Origin of the sequence: uncultured Jatrophihabitans sp. (genome assembly GCF_964246335.1) — a bacterium.
Lineage (GTDB): Bacteria > Actinomycetota > Actinomycetes > Mycobacteriales > Jatrophihabitantaceae > Jatrophihabitans.
Genome location: NZ_CAXTQF010000053.1, coordinates 1 through 26,072, shown reverse-complemented (window position 1 = coordinate 26,072; position 26,072 = coordinate 1). Strand labels below are relative to the sequence as shown.

24 protein-coding genes are annotated in these 26,072 nt (G+C 68.4%); 20 read left to right on the top strand and 4 right to left on the bottom strand.

Going from position 1 to position 26,072, the window contains the following annotated elements; all coding sequences use genetic code 11:
* Positions 1-381: 381 nt before the first annotated feature.
* Positions 382-699, bottom strand: a complete 318-nt coding sequence (locus ACFFCN_RS14240) for a hypothetical protein (RefSeq protein ID WP_375492630.1) — start codon at positions 697-699, stop codon at positions 382-384.
* Here ACFFCN_RS14240 and ACFFCN_RS14235 point away from each other — a divergent pair.
* From ACFFCN_RS14235 to ACFFCN_RS14225, 3 genes are all read left to right on the top strand, one after another.
* A complete protein-coding gene (locus tag ACFFCN_RS14235) occupies positions 670-1,242 on the top strand; it encodes a Fic family protein (RefSeq protein WP_375492628.1) in 573 nt (190 codons plus the stop codon). The genes ACFFCN_RS14240 and ACFFCN_RS14235 overlap by 30 nt on opposite strands.
* Positions 1,243-1,474: 232 nt before the next feature.
* Positions 1,475-2,893, top strand: coding sequence for a 3' terminal RNA ribose 2'-O-methyltransferase Hen1 (locus tag ACFFCN_RS14230; RefSeq protein WP_375492626.1), 1,419 nt, complete (start codon positions 1,475-1,477; stop codon positions 2,891-2,893).
* Positions 2,890-5,445, top strand: coding sequence for a polynucleotide kinase-phosphatase (locus ACFFCN_RS14225; RefSeq protein WP_375492624.1), 2,556 nt, complete (start codon positions 2,890-2,892; stop codon positions 5,443-5,445). The genes ACFFCN_RS14230 and ACFFCN_RS14225 overlap by 4 nt, the downstream gene beginning before the upstream one ends.
* A gap of 213 nt (positions 5,446-5,658) precedes the next feature.
* On the opposite strand, the gene dhaL is transcribed toward ACFFCN_RS14225, so the two are convergent.
* Positions 5,659-6,285: a dihydroxyacetone kinase subunit DhaL gene (gene dhaL, locus ACFFCN_RS14220; RefSeq protein WP_375492622.1), complete on the bottom strand. Its 627-nt coding sequence runs from the start codon at positions 6,283-6,285 to the stop codon at positions 5,659-5,661.
* Between the two features lies 1 nt (position 6,286).
* Positions 6,287-7,291: a dihydroxyacetone kinase subunit DhaK gene (locus ACFFCN_RS14215; protein ID WP_375492632.1), complete on the bottom strand. Its 1,005-nt coding sequence runs from the start codon at positions 7,289-7,291 to the stop codon at positions 6,287-6,289.
* Between the two features lie 168 nt (positions 7,292-7,459).
* Between ACFFCN_RS14215 and ACFFCN_RS14210 the strand changes: the two genes are divergently transcribed.
* The 17 genes from ACFFCN_RS14210 (at position 7,460) to ACFFCN_RS14130 (ending at position 24,821) form a co-directional block, all read left to right on the top strand.
* Positions 7,460-9,034: a sugar ABC transporter ATP-binding protein gene (locus ACFFCN_RS14210; RefSeq protein ID WP_375492620.1), complete on the top strand. Its 1,575-nt coding sequence runs from the start codon at positions 7,460-7,462 to the stop codon at positions 9,032-9,034.
* Positions 9,031-10,104 (top strand): ABC transporter permease, encoded by a 1,074-nt coding sequence (locus ACFFCN_RS14205; protein ID WP_375492618.1) that lies wholly within the window; start codon positions 9,031-9,033, stop codon positions 10,102-10,104. Before ACFFCN_RS14210 ends, ACFFCN_RS14205 begins: the two co-directional genes overlap by 4 nt.
* Complete coding sequence (locus ACFFCN_RS14200) at positions 10,101-11,150, top strand: ABC transporter permease (RefSeq protein ID WP_375492616.1); 1,050 nt, start codon at positions 10,101-10,103, stop codon at positions 11,148-11,150. The genes ACFFCN_RS14205 and ACFFCN_RS14200 overlap by 4 nt, the downstream gene beginning before the upstream one ends.
* A gap of 40 nt (positions 11,151-11,190) precedes the next feature.
* Positions 11,191-12,348, top strand: a complete 1,158-nt coding sequence (locus tag ACFFCN_RS14195; protein ID WP_375492614.1) for a sugar ABC transporter substrate-binding protein — start codon at positions 11,191-11,193, stop codon at positions 12,346-12,348.
* Positions 12,349-12,364: 16 nt separating this feature from the next.
* Entirely contained in the window at positions 12,365-13,021 is a 657-nt protein-coding gene (locus ACFFCN_RS14190; protein WP_375492612.1) for a gluconate 2-dehydrogenase subunit 3 family protein, read from the top strand.
* A gap of 31 nt (positions 13,022-13,052) precedes the next feature.
* Complete coding sequence (locus ACFFCN_RS14185; protein WP_375492610.1) at positions 13,053-14,717, top strand: GMC family oxidoreductase; 1,665 nt, start codon at positions 13,053-13,055, stop codon at positions 14,715-14,717.
* A 67-nt stretch (positions 14,718-14,784) separates the two neighbouring features.
* Entirely contained in the window at positions 14,785-15,525 is a 741-nt protein-coding gene (locus ACFFCN_RS14180; protein ID WP_375492609.1) for a FadR/GntR family transcriptional regulator, read from the top strand.
* Between the two features lie 42 nt (positions 15,526-15,567).
* Positions 15,568-16,266 (top strand): FadR/GntR family transcriptional regulator, encoded by a 699-nt coding sequence (locus ACFFCN_RS14175; protein ID WP_375492608.1) that lies wholly within the window; start codon positions 15,568-15,570, stop codon positions 16,264-16,266.
* A 30-nt stretch (positions 16,267-16,296) separates the two neighbouring features.
* Positions 16,297-17,130: a cysteine hydrolase family protein gene (locus ACFFCN_RS14170; protein WP_375492607.1), complete on the top strand. Its 834-nt coding sequence runs from the start codon at positions 16,297-16,299 to the stop codon at positions 17,128-17,130.
* A gap of 37 nt (positions 17,131-17,167) precedes the next feature.
* Positions 17,168-17,758: a type 1 glutamine amidotransferase domain-containing protein gene (locus ACFFCN_RS14165; RefSeq protein WP_375492606.1), complete on the top strand. Its 591-nt coding sequence runs from the start codon at positions 17,168-17,170 to the stop codon at positions 17,756-17,758.
* Between the two features lie 157 nt (positions 17,759-17,915).
* Entirely contained in the window at positions 17,916-19,583 is a 1,668-nt protein-coding gene (locus ACFFCN_RS14160) for a GMC family oxidoreductase (RefSeq protein WP_375492604.1), read from the top strand.
* A 26-nt stretch (positions 19,584-19,609) separates the two neighbouring features.
* Complete coding sequence (locus ACFFCN_RS14155) at positions 19,610-20,350, top strand: gluconate 2-dehydrogenase subunit 3 family protein (RefSeq protein WP_375492602.1); 741 nt, start codon at positions 19,610-19,612, stop codon at positions 20,348-20,350.
* Between the two features lie 45 nt (positions 20,351-20,395).
* Positions 20,396-21,520, top strand: coding sequence for a mandelate racemase/muconate lactonizing enzyme family protein (locus tag ACFFCN_RS14150; RefSeq protein WP_375492600.1), 1,125 nt, complete (start codon positions 20,396-20,398; stop codon positions 21,518-21,520).
* A complete protein-coding gene (eda, locus tag ACFFCN_RS14145) occupies positions 21,517-22,182 on the top strand; it encodes a bifunctional 4-hydroxy-2-oxoglutarate aldolase/2-dehydro-3-deoxy-phosphogluconate aldolase (protein ID WP_375492598.1) in 666 nt (221 codons plus the stop codon). The genes ACFFCN_RS14150 and eda overlap by 4 nt, the downstream gene beginning before the upstream one ends.
* The gene (locus tag ACFFCN_RS14140) at positions 22,179-23,279 is read left to right on the top strand and encodes a sugar kinase (RefSeq protein WP_375492597.1); all 1,101 of its coding nucleotides are present in this window, start codon (positions 22,179-22,181) and stop codon (positions 23,277-23,279) included. The genes eda and ACFFCN_RS14140 overlap by 4 nt, the downstream gene beginning before the upstream one ends.
* Positions 23,276-24,034, top strand: coding sequence for an N-acyl homoserine lactonase family protein (locus ACFFCN_RS14135; RefSeq protein WP_375492595.1), 759 nt, complete (start codon positions 23,276-23,278; stop codon positions 24,032-24,034). The genes ACFFCN_RS14140 and ACFFCN_RS14135 overlap by 4 nt, the downstream gene beginning before the upstream one ends.
* 253 nt (positions 24,035-24,287) lie before the next feature.
* Entirely contained in the window at positions 24,288-24,821 is a 534-nt protein-coding gene (locus ACFFCN_RS14130) for a hypothetical protein (RefSeq protein WP_375492593.1), read from the top strand.
* Here ACFFCN_RS14130 and ACFFCN_RS14125 read toward each other — a convergent pair.
* Positions 24,822-26,072 (bottom strand): hypothetical protein (locus ACFFCN_RS14125; RefSeq protein ID WP_375492591.1); only part of this gene is annotated, 1,251 nt, incomplete at its 5' end. It lies immediately after the preceding gene.

The following is a 26,072-nucleotide window of genomic DNA, read 5'->3' as shown; positions in this document are numbered from 1 at the left end:
AGACTGTCCGCGATGTCTTGAGACATGTGTCCGGGATGTCCTGAGGGATCACACCCTCAGCTCCACCCAGAAGCGTTGGCTTAGAGCCACCTCGGTAATCGAACGATAATCGCGTGGTAGCCATCTTGGTTGCCATTGGTGCATCTACGCTGCGACGTCTGTCCGAATAAGTGAGCTGCAAACGGCTCCTTAGTATCAGTTATCCAATAACTGAGCGTAAGTTCGAGGCGTGGTTTCAGATGCCGGCTGGCCGCAGCTGGGCACGGAACTGCGCCCCTGGAAGCCCTCGCTCGCGCCGGAGATGGTCTCCGCAAGCGTCCGCCGCAAGCACTCGGGCTCGTACCGCGCCGCCGTCGTTCCCCTCATTGCGAATCGGACTCCTCAGCTGCCGACCGACGTCGTCACGCTGGCTGAAGAAGCCTCGGTCGAGATCGCACGCTTCGACGCGGAGTTCGGTGCAGAGGTGGCGCCGTTCGCTTCCGTGCTGCTGCGGTCGGAGTCGGCATCGTCGTCGATAATCGAGAACCTGACGTCGGGCGCGAAAGCCATCGCGCTGGCCGAGCTCGGTAGCACCGAGAAGCGCAACGCCAGCGAGATCGTCGGCAACGTAGCCGCGATGAGGGCCGCGCTCGAACTGGCCGAGCACCTCGATGCCGATCGATCCTGGCGATGCACGCCGCGCTGCTCATCGAGCTGCACCCAGACATCGCCGGCCGGTGGCGGGGCGAGCAAGTGTGGATCGGGGGCACCTCGTTCGGGCCTCATCAGGCGATGTTCGTCCCCCCGCATCACGAGAACGTCGAGCCCCTGATCGATGATCTCGTCGCGTTCATGACGCGCACCGACATTCCGCTGTTGGCCCAAGCCGCAATCGCGCATGCGCAGTTCGAGACGATCCACCCGTTCCCGGACGGCAACGGTCACACCGGCCGGGCGCTGATCCACTCGATGCTGCGCGGTCATGGCCTGACGCAGAACGTCACCGTGCCGGTCTCAGCCGGCCTGCTTACCGACACGAACGCCTCCTTCGACGCACTCACGGCGTACCGCGAAGGGGAGCCTTCGAAGATCGTTCAGCGTCTGGCCGAGGCGTCGTTCGAGGCGACGACGAACGGACGTCAGCTCGTGGCGGCGCTTCGGGAGATCCGTGGGGGTCGGTGTTCGAGTGCCCTCAGCTCCACCGAAGTTGTCTGCCAGGGGAGAAGAAGAAGATCCCCAAGGACTGCCACCACGGCGGTTTGATGGCGGGAGAACATCGCCTAATCCATCGACAGTTCGCGGGCCGGCCCTGCGTGCGCGTGACGAGAAGTATGCGGGTCGAGCTGGCTGGCGCGGGTCATGGCGCGGACGCCAGCGACAATTGCCAGCTTGGCGCACTGCCCTCGCTTTCACATTGGCAGATGGACGCGTTTCTACCCCGCGGCCGCGATGACGGCACCAAAACGACGGGCAGTGATCCGGCAGACTGACTGTTGTGCTCTTGACGATCTCGACGACGCACCAGCCGGCCGGTGATCTCGGCTTCTTGCTGCACAAGCATCCGGGCCGCGTGCAGTCATTCACCGAGTCGGTGGGCACAGCGCATGTCTTCTACCCGGAGGACAGTGACGACCGTTGCACAGTGGCTCTGCTGTTGGAGGTCGATCCGGTCGGTCTGGTGCGTGGGCGGAAGGGGCCGTCGGGCGACGGCTTCGCACTCGGGCAGTACGTCAACGATCGGCCCTACGCCGCGTCGAGCATGCTGGCGATGGCGCTCAAGGACGTCTTCCGGACGGCGTTGACGGGCCGTTGCGACGCTCGGCCTGAACTCGCCGAGTCGGCGGTCCCGCTCGAGATCCACGTGCCGGCCTTGCCGTGCCGCGGCGGCCCTGAGCTGTTGCGCCGGCTGTTCGAACCCTTGGGCTGGCGCGTGGAGAGCCAGGTCAGCTTGCTCGACCCGGTGATGCCGCAGTGGGGTGAGTCGCGGTATCTCGACGTTCACCTCACCGGCGACACGCGGCTTGCCGATGCGCTGAACCATCTTTACGTGCTATTGCCGGTGCTCGACGACGCGAAGCATTACTGGGTCAGCAACGACGAGGTCGACAAGTTGATCCGCGCCGGGTCGGGGTGGCTCAGCGGCCACCTCGAGAAGGAGCTGATCACCCGCCGCTATCTGACGCACCGGCGCGAGCTTGCGCAGTCCGCGCTGGCCAGGTTGGCCGAGGTCGATGACACCGAGCCCGAGGAGTTGGATAACGCAACCGAGATCGCGGCCGTTGTAGATGAGCCGGACCGTCCCGTGCCATTGGCCGAGCAGCGCCGCGGTGCCGTGCTCGCAGCCGTACGCGCGTCGGGCGCCCGCACGGTCGGCGATTTCGGCTGTGGCGAGGGAGTGCTGGTGCGCGAGCTGCTCGCTGACCGCGGCATCGACCGCGTCGTGGCCGTCGACGTGTCGGCGCGGGCCCTGCAGATCGCCGCGCGCAAGCTGAAGCTCGACCGGATGACCGAGCAGCAGCGCACGCGACTGGACATCTTCCAGTCGGCACTGACCTACCGCGACGATCGCCTGGCAGGTCTCGACGCCGCCGTGCTCATGGAGGTGATCGAGCACGTCGACCCGCCGCGGCTCGCCGCGCTCGAGCGCACCGTGTTCGACCACGCGGCGCCCGGCACAGTGATCGTGACGACGCCCAACGTCGAGCACAACGTGCGGTTCGAGACCCTGCCCGCCGGGCAGCTGCGCCACCGTGACCACCGCTTCGAGTGGACGCGCGCCGAGTTCGGCCAATGGTCGGACGAGGTCGCCAACCGCCACGGCTATTCGGTGCGCCGACTGCCGGTCGGTACGGACGACCCGGAGGTCGGCGCACCGACGCAGATGGCCGTGTTTGCCAAGGCCGTGGCGCGGTGACGCGGGAACTGACCGTCCCCGAGCTGAGCCTGGTGGTGCTCATCGGTGTCAGCGGCTCGGGCAAGTCCACCTTCGGCCGCGCGCACTTCAAACCGACCGAGGTGATCTCGTCGGACTTCTGCCGCGGCCTCGTCGCCGACGACGAGAACGACCAGGCAGCCACGCCGGACGCGTTCGAGCTGTTGCACTACATCGTCGGCAAGCGCCTCGCCGCCGGCCGGTTGACCGTCGTCGATGCCACCAACGTGCAACCGGACGCGCGCAAGAAGCTGGTGGCGCTCGCGCGTGAGCACGACGTGCTGCCCACCGCGATCGTGCTGGACGTGCCCGAGAGCGTGTGCCTGAACCGCAACGCCACGCGCCCCGACCGCAATTTCGGGCCGGAAGTCATCCGCCGGCAGCGTGACCAGCTGCGCCGTGGCATGAAGGGGTTGAAGCGCGACGGTTTCCGCACCGTGCACACGCTGCGCGCCGACGAGATCGACGACGTGGCGATCGTGCGAACGAAGCTGTTCAACGACCTGCGTCACGAGGCCGGCCCGTTCGACGTCATCGGCGACATCCACGGCTGCCGCGCCGAGCTCGACACACTGCTCGTACAGCTGGGGTATGCGGTCGAGCGCGATGCGGCCGGCCGGCCGATGGGGGCGCATCACCCGCACCGCCGCGCGATCTTTGTCGGTGACCTCGTCGACCGCGGGCCGGACACGCCGGGCGTGCTGCGGCTGGCCATGGGCATGGTGGCGGCCGGCGACGCGTTTTGCGTCGCCGGCAACCACGAGGCGAAGCTGCTGCGCGCGCTGCGCGGACGCAACGTGCAGGTGACGCACGGCCTCGCCGAATCCCTGGCGCAGCTCGGGAATGAAACGGAACAGTTTCGCGCCGACGTCGAGCGATTCGTCGACGGCCTGATCAGTCACTACGTGTTCGACGACGGCAAGCTGGTCGTGTCGCACGCCGGACTCGTCGAGCGGTACCAGGGACGTGCATCCGGCCGGGTTCGCGAATTCTGCCTCTACGGCCAGACCACAGGCGAGACCGACGAATACGGGCTGCCGGTCCGCTACCCGTGGGCGCAGGAGTACCGCGGCAAGGCGATGGTGCTCTACGGGCACACGCCGGTGCCGGCGCCGGAGTGGGTGAACAACACGATGTGCCTGGACAGCGGCTGCGTGTTCGGCGGCCGGCTGACCGCGCTGCGCTACCCCGAACGTGACGTCGTGTCGGTGCCCGCTGCCGCGGTCTACTACGCACCGGTCAAACCGTTCCCGGCCAACGCCGACGCCACCGAGACGGTGACACGCCGCGACCCGGACGTCCTCGACATCACCGACGTCACCGGCAGTCGCATCATCGAGACGCAGTACCAACGCCGCATCGGCGTGCGCGAGGACAACGCCGCGGCGGCGCTGGAGGTGATGAGCCGCTTCGCTGTCGACCCGCGCTGGCTCATGTACCTGCCGCCGACGATGAGCCCCGTCGCGACCTCACAACTGGCGGGCGTCCTGGAGCATCCCGAACAGGCCTTCGAGGCGTTTCGCGCTGACGGCGTCGCGCAGCTCGTCTGCGAGGAGAAGCACATGGGCTCGCGCGTTGTCGCGTTGGTGTGCCGCGATCTCGACGCGGCACGGACACGCTTCGGCGCACCCGGCGATCGGCTCGGCGCGGTGTGGACGCGCACCGGGCGACCGTTCTTCGCCGACGACCTGATGGCAGAGCTCGTCGACAGGCTTCGGGTCGCCGTGGACGCCGTCGGACTGTTCGACGAATTCGACACCGGGTGGATCATGCTGGACGCCGAACTGTTGCCGTGGAGTGCGAAGGCCGAAGCGTTGCTGCGCGATCAGTACGCCGCGGTCGGTGCCGCGGCTCGCGCGTCGCTGCCTGCCGCCGTCGACGCATTGCAGCGGGCGAGCGGTGCGGGCCTGGACGTCCGCGAACTGTTGGCTCGCACCCGCGCGAGGGATACGAACGCGGCAGCGTTCACCGAGGCCTACCGGCGTTACTGCTGGTCGACCAACGGCCTCGGCGGCGTGCGCCTCGCGCCGTTCCAGGTCCTGGCGTCCGAGGGACGGGCGTACCAGGACCGACCGCACGCCTGGCATCTTGAGAAGGCTGACGCGCTTGTCGCCGCAGACAATGAGTTGATCTCACCAACGCGGCGGATCTTTGCCGACACCACCGACCCGGACTCGCTCGCCCGCGCAACCGATTGGTGGACCGAACTGACCACGGCCGGGGGAGAGGGCATGGTCGTCAAGCCCGCCGCGAATCTCACCCGTGGACGAAAAGGACTGGTGCAGCCCGGGCTCAAGGTCCGCGGACGTGAGTACCTGCGCATCATCTACGGGCCGGACTACACCGAGTCCGCGAACCTCGAACGGCTGCGCTCGCGTGGCCTCGGGCACAAGCGGTCGCTGGCGCAGCGCGAATATGCGCTGGGCCTGGAAGCACTCGATCGCGTTGCGCGCGGCGAGCCGCTGTGGCGGGTGCACGAATGCGTCTTCGCTGTTCTCGCCTTGGAGTCCGAGCCGGTCGACCCGCGGCTGTAGTCAACCACTCGTCGCGGCCCAGTAATCGAGATGGGGGTCCGTATGGAGGTCATTGGGGCGGACCGTTGGCGCGGGCGTTTAGCGGTGCGCAGCCGACCCGGTGACCTTCTCGGGTCAGTCGTATCACGGTGCGGTGCGCGTCTACGCTCCTGCGGTTGCCCCAGGGGACGGGGTTCCGGCAACGTGGGTTCGCCGGCCGGGGCCGTGACGTATTCAGGGCGATTCGACGATCCTGCTCTGCGTCAGCACATCGGCCAGAGCAGCGATCAACAGTGCCGCCGACGCGGCGCCGGGGTCGACATGGCCGATGGCGCGGTCGCCGAGGTAGCCGGCCCGGCCGCGGCGTGGGACGAGGTCGCCGGTCGAGTCGCGGCCGGCAGCGGCGGCGGCGGACGCGGCCGCCCAGTCGGCGGGGTTGCGCTCCAAGGCCTCGACCGCGGGTACGAGGGCGTCGAGCATGGTCCCGTCACCGACCTTGCAACGACCACGCTCTGCCAGTCCCGTGACGCCAGCGCGCAGCGCGTAGACAAAGTTGGCGCTGTCCACCACGGGGCTCGGCTCGAGCGCACTGCCCGTCCGCATCAGCAGCGTCCCCCAGAGCGGTCCCGTGGCGCCGCCCGCGTAGCTGACGAAGGCCCGGCCGGCTTTGCGCAGCGCCAGTCCGGGGGAGTCCACGGTGGCGGCAGCCTCTCGCGCCGCGTCCAGGCCGCGCAGCAGGTTCAGCGCATGGTCGGCATCCCCGATTGCCGAGTCCAGCGCGGTCAGTTCCTCCTGCGCGTCGCGAACGGACGCAGTGAAGCGTTCGAGCCAGTCGCGAACCGTGCCCGCATCGACAGCCACGTCAGACTCGCCATCGGAAGACCGGCGTGTGTATCGGCGCGTCCCACAGCGACAGCAGATCGTCGTCCAGCTCCACGAGGGTGAGTGCGGCGCCGCCCTGGTCGAGGGAGGTCAACGTGTCCCCGACGTGGCAGCGAGCCATGTCCACACCGGCGTGGTCCAGCGCCGCGGCCACCTCCCCGAAGAGGAGGTGCAACTCGTTCCACGGCGTCGCGCCCATTCCCGACAGCATGGCAAGCACCGGCTGCCCGGGGGTTGGTCGTAGGTCAGCCAACACGTGCTCGACCATCGTCGCGGCGAGATCCCGTGCGGCGGGGAGCGGAGCCCGTTGCTGTCCCGCCTCGCCGCTGAGGCCGATACCGAGCTCGACCTCACCCGGTGGCAGATCGAAGATGGGGCGGTCGCGGTGCGGCGGCGTGCACGATGAGACGCCGATACCGTACGAGCCGGCCCGGTCGGCGACGCGCTGCGTAGCGTCGCGCACCGCCTCGAGATCGCGACCTTCGGCGGCCGCTGCTCCTGCGACGCGGCACGCGACGACGGTTGCGCCGAGGCCTCGCCGGCCGGGTCCGTCGGCGTCCGAACTCAGCGCGACGTCGTCACCCACGATCACCGTTCGGACGGTCGTGCCCTGCTCATCAGCGGCCAGCTCGGCCGCCATCTCGAAGTTCATGATCTCACCGGGATAATTGGTCACGACCTGCACGACTCCCGACCCGTGATCAGCCAGGGCAGCGGTGTCCAAGATCCGATCAGGCACCGGAGAGCCGAAGACCGCGCCGACACAGGCGGCGTCCAGGCCGCCCGGTCCGACAAGACCGGAGTGCAACGGCTCGCAGCCCGAACCACCTCCGGAGATGACACCTACCTGCCCGGCCGGAGCGGGTCGGCGCCGACTTATGACGCGCTGGTCGACGTCGACGGCGAGCAGGTCGCGATGCGCGACTGCCAAGCCACGCAGGTAGTCGCTCACGAACGCATCCGCAGCATTCTTCAGCTTCGACAACGGGACCACCCATTCAAGTATCAGGTCATCAGACCAGTTGCAGTCCGTCAGCGTCAAGGACCGTGATCGGGTGATGATTCGCATCGTTGACGCATTGCTCCAAGGCGGCTAACTTAGCCGCAGTGGTCAGACCACCTGATGACCAGTGAACCAAGGTGGGTGCGAGCGATGAACGATCAGCAAGATCTGTTACGCGTCGACGGACTGGTGAAGCACTACCCGGGAGTCGTTGCCCTGGCCGGCGTGAGTCTGGATGTGCGGCCGGGTGAGATCCACGCGCTGCTGGGCGAGAACGGCGCGGGCAAGTCAACGCTGATCAACGTGCTGTCGGGCTTGACCGCCGCGACGGCCGGAACGGTTCTGGTCGACGGCGAACCGGCGACATTTCGCCGGCCCCGTGAGGCCCAACAACTGGGCATCACGACGATCCACCAGGAACTCTCGCTCGCGCCCGACCTGACCGCCCTGCAGAACATCTTCCTGGGACGTGAGATCCGGCGCGGTCCGTTCGGCCGAGGACTGCTGGACGACAAAGCCATGATCGAGCACGTGCGCGAGCTGGCCGCGGATTTCGGGCTGGACGTGCGCGACCTCAAGCGGCCGGTCGGCGAGTTCGGCGCGCTCACCCAGCACGTCGTCGAGATCGTCAAGGCGCTGGCCTTCGACGCCCGGCTGCTCATCCTGGACGAGCCGACCTCCGGGCTGGCCGAGGAAGAGCGGGCGTCGCTGTTCGAGCAGATGCGCCGGCTGCGCGACACCGGCATCGCCATCGTGTGGGTCACCCACCGCCTCGACGAGCTCTACGGCCTGGCCGACCGCATCACGGTGCTGCGTGACGGACGAACGGTTGCCACTACGACGACGACGGAGTCGAAGCCGGAGGACCTCGTTCGTTTGATGGTCGGTCGACGGACGACCACGCTCGGCTCACTCGTCGACGAGACGGGACCGACGACCGGAACGACGGTGGATCCCACCCGCGAACCGGTGGTGTCCCTGCGTGCTGTCTCGCGTCGGCCGCTGCTGCACGGCATCGACCTGGACGTGCGCGCAGGCGAGATCGTCGGAGTGGCAGGGGTTGCCGGCGCAGGCCGCACCGAGCTCGCCCGGGTGATCCTCGGCGCCGATCGAATCGACGGCGGCGCGATGCGCATCGACGGCCAGGCGGTGAAGATCCGCAATCCGCAGGACGCGTACCGCAGGGGCATTGCCATGGTTCCTGAGGAACGTAAGACGCTCGGGATCCTGCCGGACTTCCCGCTCGACAAGAACATGACGGTGTCTCGCCTGCACGACGTCACCAAGTTCGGCGCCGTGCTGAACCGCCGGAAGGAACGCTCTGTCGCCAAGCAATACATGGACGACCTCGGCATCCGCGCCCGCGGATCGGGCGAGCGCATCCGCAACCTGTCCGGGGGCAATCAACAGAAGGTCGTCCTGGCTCGCTGCCTGTTCACCGGGCCCCGACTGATCGTCTTCGACGAGCCGACGCAGGGCATCGACGTCGCCGCCAAGGTCGAGGTGTACCGGCTCATCCGCCGCTTCGTCGCCGACGGCGGCGCGGCGCTCGTCATGTCGTCAGAGATTCCCGAATTGCTGCACATCAGCGACCGCATCGTCGTCATGCGGGAAGGCACGATCGTCGGAGAGGTCGAACCGGACCTGCGCGACGGCAGCCTGCACGAGGAGGAACGGGTGTCGTCCGAGATCCTGTCGCTCGCGGCGCGGAGCGTGGCCCGGTGAGCGCCACGAACCGCGTCAGTCGGGTGTTCGCCACCGAGGGCGCTGCCGTCTTCGTCGTGTTCATCGCCATGGTCATCGTGTTCGCCGTGGCCAGCCCGGTGTTTCTCACCGGCGGCAACATCGATGATCTACTGGTCGAGGCCGTGTTCATCGTCCTCCTCGCGGCCGGTATGACATTCGTCCTCGTCGTCGGCGGGATCGACCTCTCGGTCGGGTCCGTGCTCGGACTGTCCGCGGGAACGTCGTTGTGGGCCCTGATGTCCGGCTCCGGAACGGTGCTCGCCGTCCTGGCCGGCGTCGGGACAGGCCTTGCTGCCGGCCTGGTCAACGGGGTGATGATCGCCGTCCTCGGCGTGAACGACTTCATCGTCACCCTGGCCATGCTCAGCGTGGGGGCCGGCCTGCTCCAGGTGCTCACCGCCAACGTCTCGCTGACCGGCGCTCACGATGCGGCGTTCGCCTGGCTGGACAACGGCTCGTTCCTCGGCATACCGGCGCCGGTGCTGATTGCGGCCGTGATCGTGCTGGTCCTGGAATTCGTGCTCGTCTCCACCCCGTTCGGCCGTTACGTCTACGCCGCGGGAATCGGCCCGCGCGCCGCGGCGTTGGCCGGCGTGCCCGTGCGTCGCGTCCGGTTGCAGGTCTACGTGCTGTCCGGCGGATGCGCCGGAGCCGGTGGCGTCCTGCTGGCCTCGAAGTTGAACTCGGTACAGAGCGGTCTCGGTGCCGGATACGAACTGACCGCCATCGCAGCAGCGGTTCTCGGTGGCGTCAGCCTGGCCGGCGGCCGCGGCAGCGTGTGGCGTGCCGTGCTCGGCGCCGTGTTTCTCGGCACGCTGAGCCAGGGCCTGCAACTGCTCGGTGTCGACCCCCTGTGGTTCACGATCGTGACCGGGTTGTCGATCGTCGCCGCAGTCGCCCTGGACCGGTTGGTGAGCCGGATCGCGACCTCCCGTCTGCTCGGCACCGGTGACGATCCTCGCGAGGACGGGCCGCCGCCTCGCGAAGAGCAGGTCTCGCGGACCGCAGTGGACACCCTGACCACCACCGGCCGAGGAGCCGCCGCATGAGCACGTCCACCACCACCTCGTCCAGCAGGACCAGGGCACCCGCCTCGCCGGCCCCGAGAAACCAGCTGCGCCACGCCGTGCAGTCCGTCGCAGCCCGGCCCGGTACCGGCGTCGTCACGCTGTTGGTGATCATCTGCATCGTCATGCCGTTACGGACATCGGCTTTCCTGACCACCGACAACTGGTACAACCTGGTGCAGCAGATGGTCTACGTGGCTCTGCTCGCCATCGGCATGACGATCGTGTTGATCACGGGTGGGATCGACCTGTCGGTCGGTTCGGTGCTCGGCCTCTGCGCGGGGGTCATGGCGTCGCTGATCAACCAGGGCGTGATGTTCATCTGGGCGCTGCTGGGGGCCGTGGCGGCCGGGGCGGCGCTGGGACTCATCAACGGTCTGGTCATCACCAAGCTCGGGATCCCCGATTTCGTCGCCACGCTCGCCATGCTGGGAGTGGGTAGCGGCTTGCTGTTCCTCTGGACCGGCGGAGTGCCGTTCATCGGGTACATGCTGCCCAACTATTACCGCCTCGGCGGGGCCAACCCGATCGCGGGCGACCTCACCTTCCCCATCCTGGCGATGATCGTGATCGCGTTGGCGGCGGCGCTGCTGCTGCGCGGCACTGCCTTCGGGCGACACGTTTACAGCGTCGGCAGCAATCGTGACGCGGCCCGGCTGTCGGGGGTGCCGGTGGACCGCGTGCGGATCGCCGCCTACGTGATCAGCGGCACCCTGGCCGCCTTCGCCGGAGTGCTGCTCGCCGGCCGCACCACCACGGTCGCCCCGACGACCGGTTCCGGTTACGAGATCCAGGCGATCGCCGCCGCGGTCATCGGTGGGGCCGCGCTGGCCGGCGGCCGCGGACGCGTGCTCGGTGCCCTGCTCGGTGCGCTGACAATCACCGTCGCCAGCAACGTCATCAACCTCGCCGACGTCGACCCCACGTGGCAGTCGGTCGTCGTTGGCGTGATCTTGCTGCTCGCGGTGGCCCTGGACCGCAGCGTGCAGCACCTGCACCGCGTGCTCGGCCATTCGGCGACGCCATGAGCATCAACCGTCCGTTCATCCCTGAAGAGAGGTTGTCGTCATGAACGACGCATCCGTCCCCGGCGCGTCGCGCCGGCAGTTCCTGCGCCGTGCCGCGTTGGCCGGCTCCGGCCTCGCGGTCGCCCCGGCACTGCTGGCCGCGTGCAACGTGAAGAGCGTGGACTCGACGTCGGCCGGCGGGGGAGCGGGATCGGCGACCGCCCTCGGTGGCAACGCTGCCTACAAGTCTGCGATCACCAAACTCGTCGGCGGCCGCACCGTCCGTGTCGGTTGGACCCCGCCCGTCCTGTCGGAGTTCTTCAACCAGATGGAGTCGGCCGCCTTCCGGCGGATGGCGGACTATGAATCGGCCTACGGCGTCAAGTGGATCTGGGAACGTGCCTCGCCTACCGGCAACTTCAATGCCGTCGAACAGCAGGTCCAGATCGTGCAGAGCTGGGCCCAACGCAAGTTCGACGTCATCCTGGTCTGCACCGGCGCCAACTTCGCCACCATGCAGAACGTCTATCGCCAGGCAAGCGCGAAGGGTTCGAAGGTCTACCAGTTCAACCAGCCGGTGGAGATCTTCCCGCAGGACAAGCTGGCCGCGATATCGAGCATCGGCTATGACAACCGGTGGCAGTCGGGCTATCTGTGCGGCAGCTACATCGCCGGCCAGCTGAAGGGCAAGGGCAAAGTCCTCGAGATCACCGGGCCGCCCGGATCGGACTGGTCGACGGCCCGCCAGATCGGGTTCCGCAAGGCGCTGGCCGAGCACCCGGGCCTGCGCGTGGCGGGCACCGCGAACGGCGGTTACCTGCGCGACCAAGGGCAGTCGGCCACCCAGGACCTGCTGACCCGCAACAAGGACGTCAACGCGATCTGGGGCGAGAACGAGGACATGGCCCTCGGCGCCTCGCAGGCCCTCGACGACCGCGGCATCAAGCAGTGGGACGGCTCGAAGGGTGTGGTCGTCATCGGCGCCGACGGTCTCGTGTCCGGCATGGAAGCAATCAGGGCCGGCAAGCTGACCGCGAGCGTGGACGTCGGCAGCGTCGACCAGGGCACGACCTTCGTCGACACCGTGTTCCACAACGCCGTCCTGGGCGAGGCCGTCGGCAAGGTGATCGACGTGCCCACTCGAGTGGTGGACAAGCACAACGTCGACGCCGCGGAGGCCTACATGCAGTGGGCCCTCGCCACGCCGAAGAAGTACTGACCGAAAGGAGCCGTTCATGGTGCAGATCGAACTGCGCCCGCTCGACGGCCGTCCCCCGCTCGGCGGATGGCTGCCACCGGTGTCGCTGGGCGAAAGCGGCGAGCAGGTGCTCGCGGCCGTCGCCGACTGCCTGATCCCGCCGGGCGAAGGCTTTCCGGCCCCGAGCGACGTCGACGTCGTCACCTTCGTCGAGCGCTACGTCGCCGCGCCCGGCGAGGAAGCCAGGTGGTACCCGTTCCTCGCCCACGAGGAACTGCGGTCCTGGTTGGCGGCGCTGGGCGAATCATTCCTGCGCGCCGGCCCCGACGCACGCACGCAGTCCCTCGCCGGGCTCGAACGTGACGATCCGGAGTTCTTCGGTCGGGTTCGCGACACCGTGTACGTCGGGTACTACTCGCGACCCGAAGTGGTCCGCGCCATCAACAGGCAGCTGCCCGCCGGCCGCGATTACCGGGCGACGCCGCAGCCGTTCGGCTACTCGGACACCATCGCCGACTGGGACGAGGACCTGCTCGCACGCGTGAAGGGCGAATACCTCGCGACCGAGGACATCGTCGCCCTGCACATCCCCGACGAGATCCGTTCCCTGGGCCGTGCACGGCACACGCCGGGTGCTGACGGGCTGCCCGGGGACGCCGCCGCAACCCGGGAGGCCGAGAGCGGCACCCCATGACCCGACCGACCCAAGCTCAAGGAGCTGCACGATGACCGACCGAATCACCACGACCGACGTGCTCGTCATCGGTGCCGGGGCCGGCGGAGCCGCCGTCAGTAAGCGACTGTCGGACAAGGGCATCCGCGTCGTCTGCCTCGAGCAGGGCGACTGGATGCACCCGATGGACCATCCGCACATGTACGACAGCTGGGAGCTGGAACGCCTGCGGGCCTGGTCGTGGCTGCCGAACGTCCGCCGGTTGCCCGAGGACTATGTGACCACCGGTAACGCAGCGCCGCAGATGATGAACGGCGTCGGCGGGTCGACGTTGCACTACGCCGGCGCGTGGCCCCGGTTCAAACCCGTCGACTTCCGCAAGGGCACCATCCACGGCGTCGCCGACACCATCGACTGGCCGATCAGCTACGAGGAGCTGGCGCCGTTCTACGACATCAATGACCAGGAAGTCGGCGTGGGACGCCGCGCGGGTGACCCGGGCAACCCGCCCCGACCCGATGGCTGGGGGCCGGCGAGCCCGGGCGGACGTGTCGGGAACGTGATGGCCCGCGGCTTCGACCGCCTCGGCTGGCACTGGTGGCCGGCCGACAACGCCATCCTCACCCGTCCGAAGGACGGCCGGCTGCCGTGCAACAACTGCGGATCCTGCCTGGCCGGCTGTCCGCGGCACTCGATCAACTCCGTGGACACCACCTACTGGCCCAAGGCGTTGCGCAACGGCGTCGATCTGCGCACGAACGCGCGAGTGGCGCAGGTGACCGTCGAGCGAGGCAAAGCCACGGGTGCCGTGTACATCGATCGGCTCACCGGCGACCACCACGAGGTTCGCGCCGACATCGTGGTGATGGCCGCCAACTCGGTCGGCACGCCTCGGCTGCTGCTGATGTCGGCCACCCCCGGGCACCCGGACGGGCTCGCCAACGCCAACGGCCAGGTCGGTCGGCACCTCATCTTCCACAGCTGGTCGTTCGAGGACTTCTGGTTCGACGAACCGCTCGAGGGGTTCAAAGGGCCGGAACCGGCCACGCTGTACTCCCAGCAGTTCTACGACACTGACCCGGACCGTGGCTTCGTCAACGGATTCTCGTTGCAGGTCGGCACGGCCCTGGGCGCCGGCAACAGCGCGCTGGGCACCAATACCGCGCACCTCGCCCCCTGGGGTGCGGGCCACCGTGACTTCTTCAACAGCCACTTCGCGCACCACGCGCTCGTCTACGTACAGGGCGAGGACCTGCCGGTCGCGGACAACCGCGTCACCCTGGACCCGCACGAGGTCGATTCCGACGGTCTGCCGGCGCCACACGTGCACTACGACCTGCACGAGAACGACCGCCGGCTCATCGCGTGGGGCCGCGAACGGGCGCACGAGGCCGCGCACGCCGCCGGCACCGTGGTCGACTCTGCGAGCACGGGCATCGGCGGTGAGTCCGGGCCGCCACCCGGATGGCACATCATGGGCACCTGCCGGATGGGGTCCACACCCCAGAATTCGGTGGTGAACAAGTGGAACCAGACGTGGGACGTCCCGAACCTGTTCGTCGCCGACGCCAGTGCGCTGACCACCGGTGCCGCCGTCAATCCGACCAGCACCCTGCAAGCCGTGGCGGTCCGGTGCGCCGAGTACATCGCCCGCCGACACACCGACGTGCTCGCGCAGCAGTCGACGCCCCGCAACGACGACGCTCCTGAACTATGATCACCCGGTGACATGACGTCAGACCACGCAGCTCAGCGCGGTTGACCGGCCGGAGAGGGGGCGGAGCGTGTTGGAGGGCCGCCCGGAAGTCGATGTCGAGCCGGTCCGCCGGTTGAAGGTCGCCGACTCTGTCGCTGCCCAGCTCGCGCAATTGATCACCGACGGCGAATTGCCGGCCGGCAGCCGGCTACCGGCCGAACGTCAGCTCGCGACCCGTTTCGGCGTCGGCCGCAGCTCGATGCGCGAGGCGTTGCGCACTCTCGAGTCGCGCGGTCTGATCCGAACGGAACACGGCGTCGGGGTGCGCGTCGCGGAAACGCCGATGACCGCCGAGGCCGCACTGCTGATGCTCGACGGATGCACGCTCCCGGACCTTTTCGAGATCCGCCGCTCGCTCGAGCCGCTCGCCGCCGGCCTCGCGGCGCGGCACGCGACACCGGCGATGATCGACGACATCTCGGCACTACACCATGAGAGCCTGCGCGCCGACGACCAGCGCTTCGTCCGGCTCGACGCCAGGCTGCACCGCACAGTTGCGCAGGCCAGCGGCAATCCGGTGCTGGCCCGGATCTGCTGCAGCATCGAGTCGTTGCACGTCACCTATTCCGAGCGGGTGATCGGGTTGCCGGGCCGGCGAGCGGCCGCCGAGGCCGGCCATGCGCAGATCGTCTCGGCCATCGCGGAGCGGCGGGCCGGCCTGGCCAGCAACGCCGCCCTACGGCACATCCGCGACGTAGAGGACGACGTAGCCGCGCAACTGCATCGCGATGTGCCGCGTGCGGCCGCGGACGTCAGGGAGCGGTGGTGACCGCCCGCCGTGGCGGTACCCGCCGGGGGAGGGCAATCGACCATGAGTGAGGTCATCGAACCGGTCCGCCGGCTGAAAGTTGCAGACGCCGTGGCCGCTCAGCTCGAAGAGTTGATCTCGGCCGGCAAGTACGCCGTCGGTGAGCGGCTGCCCGCCGAGCGCACCCTGGCCGAGCAGTTCGGCGTCGGGCGCAGCTCGATGCGCGAAGCGTTGCGCATCGTCGAGTCCGCCGGGTTGGTGCGCACCGATCACGGCATCGGGGTGTTCGTGGTGCGGACGGCCCGCGACGGCGGGCTGGCTTCGCTCATGTTGCTCGACGACGTCACCGTCGAAGACCTGTTCCAGGTGCGGCAGGCCCTAGAACGAGATGCCGCCGCGCACGCCGCGCGGCGGCGCAACGACGAGGCGCTGGCCGGGCTGCGGAAGCTGATCACGCAGATGGGCCGACGGGACGTCACCAACAGCGATTTCGTGCAGATGGACGCGCAATTGCACCTCGCGATCGCTGCAGCGACGGGTAACCCGTTGTTCCCCCGGCTGATGCACCAGCTGGAACCGCTGTTCCTGACCTACTCGCATCGGGTCATCGAGATGCCCGGACGAAGGCGCAATGCGCACGCCGGTCATAAGGAGATCGTGGACGCGATCGGCGCGCGCCGCCCGCGCGACGCGTCGTCGGCTGCGCTCCGACACATCCGGTCGGTCGAAGCCGACATCGTGGCGCACATAGCGGGCGACTGAAGGCTCACCGCCAGGTTCTGGCGATGGGGGTTGACCTCGTCCGGTAGCGGTCGTAACGTACTGGTCAGACCACCTGATAACCAGGAGAGTCGGTGCGGCGGGGGAGCACACACCGCCGCGCCGCAAGCAGCGCGATGCGCTCAACCCGAAGGGGCCTCAATGTCGTCGCTCGATTACACCTACGAACACATCGATGACGTCATCGATCGTTCGAACATGCTGACCAAGGAGATTGATCCGGCACGAACGATGCTCCTCGTCCTGGACATGCAGAAGGCTTGTGTGACGCCGGGTGGCGCGATGTATATCGAGAGCGTGGCCGGAGCGCCCGAGGGCAAGGACACGGTCAGCGTGGTCTCGCGCGTCGTGGATGCCTGCCGCGACAAGGGCATTCCAATCGTCTGGTCGATGTGGGGACTGCGCCCGGACGGCAAGGATGCCGGCTACGCAGACGTCAAGTGGGGTCTGGTCGGCGAGCTCGACAACTTCCCCGGGGCCTGGGGCAACGGTGGTGACGAGCTCGACGACGCACTCAAGCCCGACGGCGACGAGCCGGTTATCCGCAAGCACCGGTTCAGCTCGTTCTACGGCACGGCGCTCACCGAGTACATGCGCCGGGCCGGCGCGGACACCTTGGTGATCGCCGGCGTGTCGACCGGCAACTGCGTCATCACGACCGCCATCGACGGCGCCAACCAGGATTTCAAGATCATCACTCTGGCCGACAGCAACGCCGCCATTCCGGCGACGCTCGACAATCAGCCCGACGGTTACGGCCAGCACTGGGAGGCGCTGCGCAACATCCAGGCCAACCACGGTGACGTCTGGCTCTCGACCGAATTCCTCCAGGCCATCGGCGCCTGAGCCACCCCCGCACAACCTCAGCTGGAAGGAAGAACACATGTCTTTGGACGGTGTCCGCATCGCACTGCTCATCGAGGACGAGTACCAGATCCTCGAGGGTTGGTATCCGCACATCCGCCTCGCCGGCGCCGGGGCCGACCTGACCGTCGTCGGCAGCGGGACGAAGCGCAGCTACGACAGCAAGGAGCACTACCCGATGGAGGTCGACCGGGACGCGGACAGCGTGTCGGCGGACGACTTCGACGCCGTCGTCGTGCCGGGCGGATTTGCGCCGGACAACATGCGGCTGCACCCCGAGATGGCCGGCCTGGTGCGCGACATGTACGCCCAGGGCAAGTTGGTCACCTCGATCTGCCATGGCGGCTGGATCCTGGTCTCTGCCGGCGCCACCCGCGGCAAGCGGATCACCGGCTACCTGCCGATCAAGGACGATGTCGAGAACGCCGGCGGCACCTGGGTCGACAGCGAGCCTGTCGTCGTCGACGGCAACGTCATCACCGCCCGCAACCCCGGCGACCTCGCACCGTTCTGTGACGCGATCATCGACTACCTCGAGTCGGGCCGGTCGGCCACCGACGGCGCCGGCGCCGCGAGCGACACCAAGATCCCGGTCGGCGCCGAGGCCTGACCGGGCCGGCGCACTCAGGAATGCGGCGGCGCCGGAAGCGCCCGCACGCTCGATCGCCGAACCACCACATGGCCCAATCACATCGCCGAACCCCACCCCGGGACCTACCGGAGCCGCGTTCTGCCCGGACGCGGGACGAACCATCAGGAGATTTCCTATGCCGAGCACCACGCACGACCCGGTCGACGCCATCGTTGTCGGGATGGGCGCCACCGGCGGTACCGCGGTCAAGGTCTTGTGCGACGCCGGTCTGAAAGTCGTCGGCTTCGACAAGGGGCCTTGGCTGAACGCCGGTCAGGACTACTCGGGCGACGAGCTCAAGTTCGTGAACCGCAACTACCTGTGGCCCGACCCCACCGTCTCGCCCCGCACGCTGCGCCACGACGAGGAGTCCGAGGCGAAACGGTTCCAATTCTCACCCACGCCGCAGCTCGTCGGTGGCGGCACCAACCACTGGGCGGGTTGGGTGCCGCGCCCGCGCGAGTCGGACTTCATGCTCAAGTCCCTGCACGGGTCGATCCCGGGCGCGAACCTGGCCGACTGGCCGTTCCGTTACGACCATCTCGAGCCCTACCTGACCCGGATCGAGTGGGAATTCGGCATCTCGGGCATCGCCGGCGCTGACAAGTACGAGCCGTTCCGCAGCAAGGGTTACCCGAGCGCTCCGCTCGCCCCGACCAAGTTCGGCCGGGCCTTCTACGACGCCGCCAACAAGATGGGCATCAATGCCTTTCCGCTGCCGCACGCGAGCGTCACCAACCACCACAAGGGCCGGGACCCGTTCAACCGCACCAGCTTCTGGAACCAGTACGGCGACCCGAGCGGCGCGCGGTCGAACACGCTGACCACCTTCATCCCGGAGGCCGTGGCGACAGGCAACCTGGACCTGCGCTCCGAGTGCTTCGTTCGAGAGGTGAGTGTCGGCCCTGACGGTCGGGCGACCGGTGTCGTCTACATCGACCCCGAGGGCCGTGAGCACAAGCAGGAAGCGAAGATCGTCATTCTGTCGCTCGGGGCCATCGAGTCGGCCCGACTCATGCTGATGTCCACGTCCCCCGTGTTCCCCGACGGCATCGGCAACTCCAGCGGGCAGGTCGGCAAGAACGCGACCTTCCACGAGTACCTGTTTGCCGTCGGCCTGTTCGACAAGGAGATCGACGACCCCCTCTACGGCTGGACCGGCAATTACATCAGCGGCGGCTCGCTGCAGTTCTACGAGACCGAGGAGGACCGCGGGCACATCGGTGGGTGCATCATCGCCGCCTCGCAGACCTGCCATCCGATCAACATGGTGTTCCCCGGCCGTCCGCTCTGGGGCGAGGCGATGAAGGACGCCGACCGCAACTACTTCAGCCACGCGATGAAGATCGGCCTGATCCTGCACGACCTGCCGGTGGAGAAGAACCGGGTCGATCTCGACCCGACCGTCAAGGACGGCTGGGGCATGCCGGTTGCCCGGATCACCCACAAACCGCACCCGAACGACGTGTCGATGGGCAAGTGGCAGGTCGACAAGAACGCCGAGATCCTGCAGGTGGCGGGCGCCCGCAAGGTCATCCCGGTCTACCTCGACGAGATGACGGGCAACACCTGTCACCAGCACGGCACCGTCCGCATGGGCTTCGACCCGCAGACCTCCGTGCTCAACGAGTGGTGTCAGAGCCACGACGTCGACAACTTGTTCGTCGTCGACGGCGGCAGCTTCCCCACGGCCACCGGGGTGAACCCGACGCTGACGATGATGGCCAACGCATGGCGGGTGTCGGAGTACATCGTGCACAACCACCGAACCGGCAACGCCGAGCGGCTGCCCCAGCCCAGCTGACCTCCCACCCGAACGGAGAAAAGATCATGACGCTCAAGTCGCAGTGGCAGGTCGTCGGCGCGCCGGTCGATCCCGACAGCACCGACAGACTGTTCTTCAGCCCGCACGAGTGGGATACCGTCGAGGCCCTGGCGGCGCGGATCATCCCCACGGACCAAGATCCGGGTGCTCGTGAGGCCCGCGTCGTGGTGTTCATCGACCGCTATCTGTCCGGCATCGACTACATCTTCGCGGCCGCGGACGGCAGCGGGTTCCTCGAACTCAGCGGCAAGTCGGCCGAGGCGTGGCGTGCCCGCATCCAGGACATGCAGCGCACCTACCGTCACGGGTTGGCCGCGGTGGACGCCGTGGCCCGGGAGACGGGCGGCAAGGCGTTCGTCGAGCTCGACGAGGCCCACCAGGACCGGGTATGCGAGCTGGTCTCCGGCGCACCCAAGCCGGGAGCGGTCACCCTCGACACGACCGAGTCGGTGAGCACTTTCCTGCAGGGCGTCTTCGACGAGGGCATGGAATTCTGGCCGGCCCTGTGCCTGCATGTGCGGCAGGGTTTCTACTGCGACCCCGTCTACGGCGGCAACAAGGACCGGGTGGGCTGGCAGGTCATCGGCTTCGACGGCCCGGCGTCGCTGAAGGACACCATGGACGGGACCTACTCGACGGCGAAGTACTTCGTGCAGGACTACGACTGGTCCGAGCTGATTCCGCATCTGACCGAGCAGAGCGAGTTCCCCGTGCCGCCGCCAGTGGTGGCCGACCGGGACGCGTGAGCCGAGCCGACCGATCGCCGATTCCGAGCAGTCAGGAACCGATCCATGAAGATCACTGGTGTCCGCGCCGTCCCGCTGGGCTCCCCGCTGGCGCAGCCGTTGCGATGGGGAGCGATGACCGTCGACGTGAAGGGCGGCATCCTCGTCCTCGTAGACACCGATGACGGTCTGACCGGCATCGGCGAGGCCGGGTTCTCGGCCGAGTATTTTCCGACGGTCGGCCCGATTGTCAATGACCAGCTCGGCCCGATGCTCGTCGGGCAGGACCCGGCCATGATCGGCGACATCTGGCAGCAGATGCTCGACGCGACGCACATGTGGGGTCGGCGTGGCATCGAGACCTACGCCGTGTCGGGCATCGACATCGCATTGTGGGACCTGCTGGGCAAGGCCTCGGGTCAGCCCGTCTACCGGTTGCTCGGTGCTACGAAATCGCAGGTCCGGGGCTATTTCGCGCCCTCGCTGAAGCGGACCGAGGAAGTGGTGGACGAAGCGCACCGGGCGCTGGACGACGGCTGGACGGCGATCAAGCTGCGCGCCACCACCGACCTGCGGGAGACCGTCGACCTGGTGGCGGCGGTGCGCGACGCCGCAGGGGAACGGCTCGAGCTCATGCTCGACGCCAACATGTCCTTCGACCGCCGGCAGGCGCTGACCCTCGCACACGAGCTGGAGCAGCTGGACGTCAGTTGGCTCGAGGAGCCGATCCTTTCGCGCAGCCTGGCCCAGTACGTCGAGGAACACAGCTGGCTGGCCGACCGGGTGGCGATCCCGCTGGCCGGTGGCGAATCGCTGCTGACTCGCTTCGAGTACCTCGACCTGCTCAGCCGGCGCACGTTCGACATCCTGCAACCCGACGCCACCAGCGTCGGCGGGATCTCGGAGGCCAAGCGGGTCGCCGACATGGCCAGCGCGTGGAACATCCGCTGCGTCCCGCACATTGCGTGCTCCTCGGGAACCGGGGTGTCACTGGCCGCCGGGCTGCACCTCATCCTCGCCAGTTCCAACGCCGACCTCGTCGAAGTGGATGCGTACGGCGGGCCCGGCTGGGACGGGTTGCTCACCGACCCGCTGGTTCCGGCGAACGGGTTCGTCCGCGCGAGCGAGCAGCCCGGGCTCGGTGTGGAGCTGTCACCGGACGCGCTCGCGCAGTTCAAGGTGGCGTCGTGACCGGCGCTGCGGTGGCGGCGACAGGCGCCGTCGACCGGCTCGGCGAGTGTGGTGTCGTGCCGGTGCTCGCGGTCGACGACCCGGCGCACGGCGGTCCGCTCGCACAGGCGCTCGCGGCGGGCGGCCTGCCGGTGGCCGAGGTGACGTTCCGGACCCCGGCGGCCGCGCAGGTGCTGGGCGAGATGGCGGCGGTAGACGGCATGCTCGTGGGTGCCGGCACCGTCCTCACAGCTGGTCAGGTCGATACAGCCGTCGATGCGGGCGCGCGTTTCGTTGTCTCTCCGGGTTGGAGCGACGCCGTAGTCCGTCGATGCGCTGAGCTGGACGTGCCCGTCCTGCCCGGCGTCGCGACCGCCACCGACGTCCTGCGCGCGCTCGACCACGGTGTGCGGACCGTCAAATTCTTCCCGGCCGAGACCAGCGGGGGAGTGGCCGCCGTCAAGGCGCTGGCAGCACCGTTCGCGGGGATGCGGTTCGTGCCGACCGGCGGTATCGGGGAGCAGCAGCTGTCCGAGTACCTGGCCGTGCCGAACGTGCTTGCGGTCGGCGGCAGCTGGCTGGCGCCCCCGGCGCTCGTGGCCGCCGGCAACTGGGCCGAGATCACCCGGCTCGCCCGAGCCGCGGTTGACGCGGTCGGACCGGTCCGGGACGCGCGGCCGTGAGCGTGTTACAGCTGCGTCCGGCCGCCGAATGTCGCTACGACGTGGTATCGCTCGGCGAGGTCATGCTCCGCCTCGATCCGGGCGACGGCCGGGTGCGCACCGCCCGCCAGTTCGCGGCGTGGGAGGGCGGCGGCGAATACAACGTCGCCCGCGGGCTGCGGCGGTGCTTCGGTCAGCGAGCCGCCGTCGTCACCTCGCTGGTCGACAACGAGGTCGGCCGGTTGATCGAGGACTTCATGCTTACCGGCGGCGTCGACGTCTCGCACGTCCTGTGGCGGGAGAGCGACGGCATCGGGCGCACGGTGCGCAACGGTCTGAACTTCACCGAGCGCGGGTACGGCGTGCGCGGTGCGAAGGGCACCTCCGATCGCGGGCACACCGCGACGGCGGCGTTCAAGGTCGGGGAGGTCGACTGGGACGACCTGTTCGGCCGTGCGGGCGCGCGCTGGCTGCACACCGGTGGCATCTTCGCGGGCCTTTCCGAGACGACGCCCGACGTCGCCGAGGAAGCGATGATCGCGGCGCAACGCCACGGCACCCGGGTGTCCTACGACCTGAACTTCCGGCCGAGCCTGTGGTCGGGGATCGGCGGTCCTGACCGCGCCCAGGAGGTCAACCGTCGCCTCGCTCGGCACGTCGACGTCATGATCGGCAATGAGGAAGACTTCTCGACCTCGCTGGGTTTCGACGTCCCGGACACGGCGGATGACCTCTCCTCGTTGGATGCCGGAAACTTCCGTCGCATGCTGGGCAAGGTCACCGCCGAGTACCCGAATTTCGAGGTGGTGGCGACCACGCTGCGCGCCGTACGCACGGCACTGCGTAACGACTGGGGTGCCATCGCGTGGGCCGACGGCGAGTTCGTCGAAGCGGTGCACCGGCCGGATCTCGACATCCTGGACCGGGTCGGCGGCGGGGACAGCTTCGCCTCCGGGTTGATCTTCGGAATCCTCGACGGGCGATCGCTGGCCGAGGCCGTCGAGCTCGGCGCCGCGCACGGCGCGCTGGCCATGACCACTCCGGGAGACACCTCGATGGCCACTCTCGCCGAGGTAGAGGCGGTGGCCGCAGGAGGCAGTGCACGCGTCCAGCGATGACGTTCAGCGTGACCGCGTTGCGGCTCGGCTCCATCGAGATCGACCGATCCGGCGTGTTGTGGGGGCTGCCGCCGGGTGATCGGATGACTATCCCCGTCTGGGGCGCAGCGATCGAGGGCAACGGCTACCGAATCGTCGTCGACACGGGTTTCGCCGACCCGGCCGGATGGTCGCGGTACAACCCGTGCCGCCAAGACCCGACCGAGACGATGCCGGCGGCGCTGGCCGAGCTGGGCTGGCGCACTGGCGACGTCGACGTCGTGATCAACACCCACCTGCACTACGACCACAGCGAGAACAACCCGTTGTTCACTCGAGCTCGCTTCTACGTGAGCCAGGCGGAGTGGAATCACGCCCGAGCCCCAGTGCCCTCGCAGCGGTGGTCCTACGCCTGCGAATGGACCGGCCCCCAAGTCGACTATCTCGACTACACGCTCGTCGCAGCCGATCACCATGACGTGCTGCCCGGCCTACGACTGATCCAGACCCCGGGGCACACGCCCGGCCATCAGTCCGTGCTGGTGGACACCGCAGACGGCGTCTTGTGTGTGGCGGGTGACGCTGCCTGCGTGGTCGAGAATCTTGCCGGTCCCGTCGCAACCGGTGTCACGATCGACGCCGACCTGAGCCTGGCGTCGATCAGCAAGATCGCCCTGCTGAGCGATTGCATCCTGATGAATCACGACCCCGGACTCGCCGCGTACCAACGCGACAACTTCCCGCGAGTACGACGTGCGCCTGACTCGATTCTCTGACGGCGGTTGGTGCAGGTGCACCTGACCCGATGCTCGGGGCCCGCACCGAAAGCCAGGGGCTTATCGTTCGCGGCCTACCCGTTCTGAGGCGTCACGGCTGCGTTGTGCAAGCTCCCGCAGTTACGTCACGCCTGGGCGTTTCGCGACGATGACGCCTTCCGCGGTGATCAGCTCAACCCGGGTCAGCTGCTAGCGCCGTGACGGCCGGCCAACACTCACTCTAGGCTCGGCCGCACGCAGGAGGTGGTATGGAGTGATCGCGCTGATCGTGGTGCTGGTGATCGTCGTCCTCGGCGCCGCGATCGTGGTGGCACTGCGCCGCACTGACCGCAAGAGCCGCGACGCGGTGGACCGGGTGCGCGTGCAGGCGCAGGTGCGGCAGACCCGATCGATGGCGCTGGGCACGAAGCGCGACATCGCGTTGCTGCGGCAGCGGCTCGACGCACAATTGCGCGCCGCGCGCGCCGTACTGCAACCGGCCGGCGGGCAGGTGTTCCGCGCCGACGCGCCGGCGGTGCTCGCCGAGGTCAGCGCGTCGGCGCGCGAGCTGGACGCCGCGCTGGCCGCCATCGGCGAGCTCGACGAAGAACAGCAGCGCGCGGCACTGCCGCCGGTGCAAGCGCAGGTCGAGCAGTTGATCGCGACCACCGACACCGCGTGCCGCACCGCGTTGGACACCCGCGCGCAGACGCGCTCGGGCCAGCTGGAGGCGCTGTCGCAGGACGTGCATTTCGAGGCCGCGTCGCTCGAGGAGTACGAGCGCGAGCGCAACGATCTGACGCTGTAGCTATCCCGAGCGCTTGTGCGCGAAGTAGAGCACCAGCACGACCGCGATGACGATCAACGCGGCAAGCACGGCCAGCGCCACCTTCACCTTGCTGATCGGCCGGTCGCCGACGACCTCGCCGGTGTTCGCGTTGACCAGCACTTGGAATGTCTTGCCGGCGTGCAGGTAGGACGCGATCCACAACGGCAGCAGCACGAGTTTGAACATCACCGCGGCGTAGCGCACGTCCATGTGCGTGACCTGCTGCTCGTCGCCGCCGATGTCGGCCCGGCAGTCGTCCTGCACGACGCTCTCCATCTGCGCGCGTGCGTCCTGCAGCCCGGCGTCCGGGTCGGTGTCGTAACGCAGCGCGGCGAACCCGGCGAGGAACTCGGGCCGGTAGGCGACAGCCCGGGTGAGGTCCCACGGGCCGGCCTGTGCCAGCCGCTTCGGCGGTAGGTGGTGGTTGCCGAGCACCACGACGTCGTCGAAGTCGCGCGCGACCCGTCCGGACGCGGGCCACCACCGCGTCCGCATGACCTGCTCGGTCTGTTCGCGCGTGCCCCCCTGGCCGTCGGACACCGTGCGCGTGACGGTCTCCCAGTAGTGCTCACCACGCTGGCCGACGTAGTCGGTCACGGTATTCGCGTCGTAGGTCCAGTGCGGCACGTACGTGCCCGTGATGGCCTCGGTGCTGCCCACCTTCTTCAACGCGTTCGGCGCGAACGGCCGCGAGCGCACCCACTTGCCGAACGCTGCGTTGGCGGCGCCTTGATCGATGCCGAACGGCACGACCGCTTCGGGCACGATCAGCCCGGGTGGCGACGTCATCGCGAGGAGCACGCCGTTGCAGAACTGGCACCGGCCGGCCAGCTGGTCGGTCTCGGTGGCAGCCCCGCAGTTCTGGCACTGCAGCACCTGCGTGCCGATCGTCGCGACCGGCTTGGGCGGCAGGCTCGCCCACTCGTCGTAGGAGTGTTCGACGACGGCCCGGCCGTCGTCCGCGATCGTCTGCTCGGTGCCGCAGGCCGGGCAGCGCAGGACGGTGGTGCCCGGGGCGTAGTTGGTCTGTGCGCCGCAGTTCGAGCAGGTGAATCGCGGTGCGGGGACGGCGTCGGAACCGGCCGGCACGTCGGGGACGGTCGTCGCAGCTGCGATGGGCAGTGACGGTGGCGCGGTCTCGTTGACCGGCGCCGCGTCCCCGGACGGCTCACCCGGCGAACCCGGCGAACCTGGCGGCAGCGGCGGCGGGACGGAGCCCGTCATCCGTCG

Excerpts from the sequence above, each read along its gene's own strand:
- ACFFCN_RS14235 (WP_375492628.1), top strand. The coding sequence starts at position 670 with ATGCACGCCGCGCTGCTCATCGAGCTGCACCCAGACATCGCCGGCCGG.
- ACFFCN_RS14210 (WP_375492620.1), top strand. The coding sequence starts at position 7,460 with ATGAACGATCAGCAAGATCTGTTACGCGTCGACGGACTGGTGAAGCAC.
- ACFFCN_RS14200 (WP_375492616.1), top strand. The coding sequence starts at position 10,101 with ATGAGCACGTCCACCACCACCTCGTCCAGCAGGACCAGGGCACCCGCC.
- ACFFCN_RS14195 (WP_375492614.1), top strand. The coding sequence starts at position 11,191 with ATGAACGACGCATCCGTCCCCGGCGCGTCGCGCCGGCAGTTCCTGCGC.
- ACFFCN_RS14190 (WP_375492612.1), top strand. The coding sequence starts at position 12,365 with ATGGTGCAGATCGAACTGCGCCCGCTCGACGGCCGTCCCCCGCTCGGC.
- ACFFCN_RS14185 (WP_375492610.1), top strand. The coding sequence starts at position 13,053 with ATGACCGACCGAATCACCACGACCGACGTGCTCGTCATCGGTGCCGGG.
- ACFFCN_RS14175 (WP_375492608.1), top strand. The coding sequence starts at position 15,568 with ATGAGTGAGGTCATCGAACCGGTCCGCCGGCTGAAAGTTGCAGACGCC.
- ACFFCN_RS14165 (WP_375492606.1), top strand. The coding sequence starts at position 17,168 with ATGTCTTTGGACGGTGTCCGCATCGCACTGCTCATCGAGGACGAGTAC.
- ACFFCN_RS14160 (WP_375492604.1), top strand. The coding sequence starts at position 17,916 with ATGCCGAGCACCACGCACGACCCGGTCGACGCCATCGTTGTCGGGATG.
- ACFFCN_RS14155 (WP_375492602.1), top strand. The coding sequence starts at position 19,610 with ATGACGCTCAAGTCGCAGTGGCAGGTCGTCGGCGCGCCGGTCGATCCC.
- ACFFCN_RS14150 (WP_375492600.1), top strand. The coding sequence starts at position 20,396 with ATGAAGATCACTGGTGTCCGCGCCGTCCCGCTGGGCTCCCCGCTGGCG.
- ACFFCN_RS14135 (WP_375492595.1), top strand. The coding sequence starts at position 23,276 with ATGACGTTCAGCGTGACCGCGTTGCGGCTCGGCTCCATCGAGATCGAC.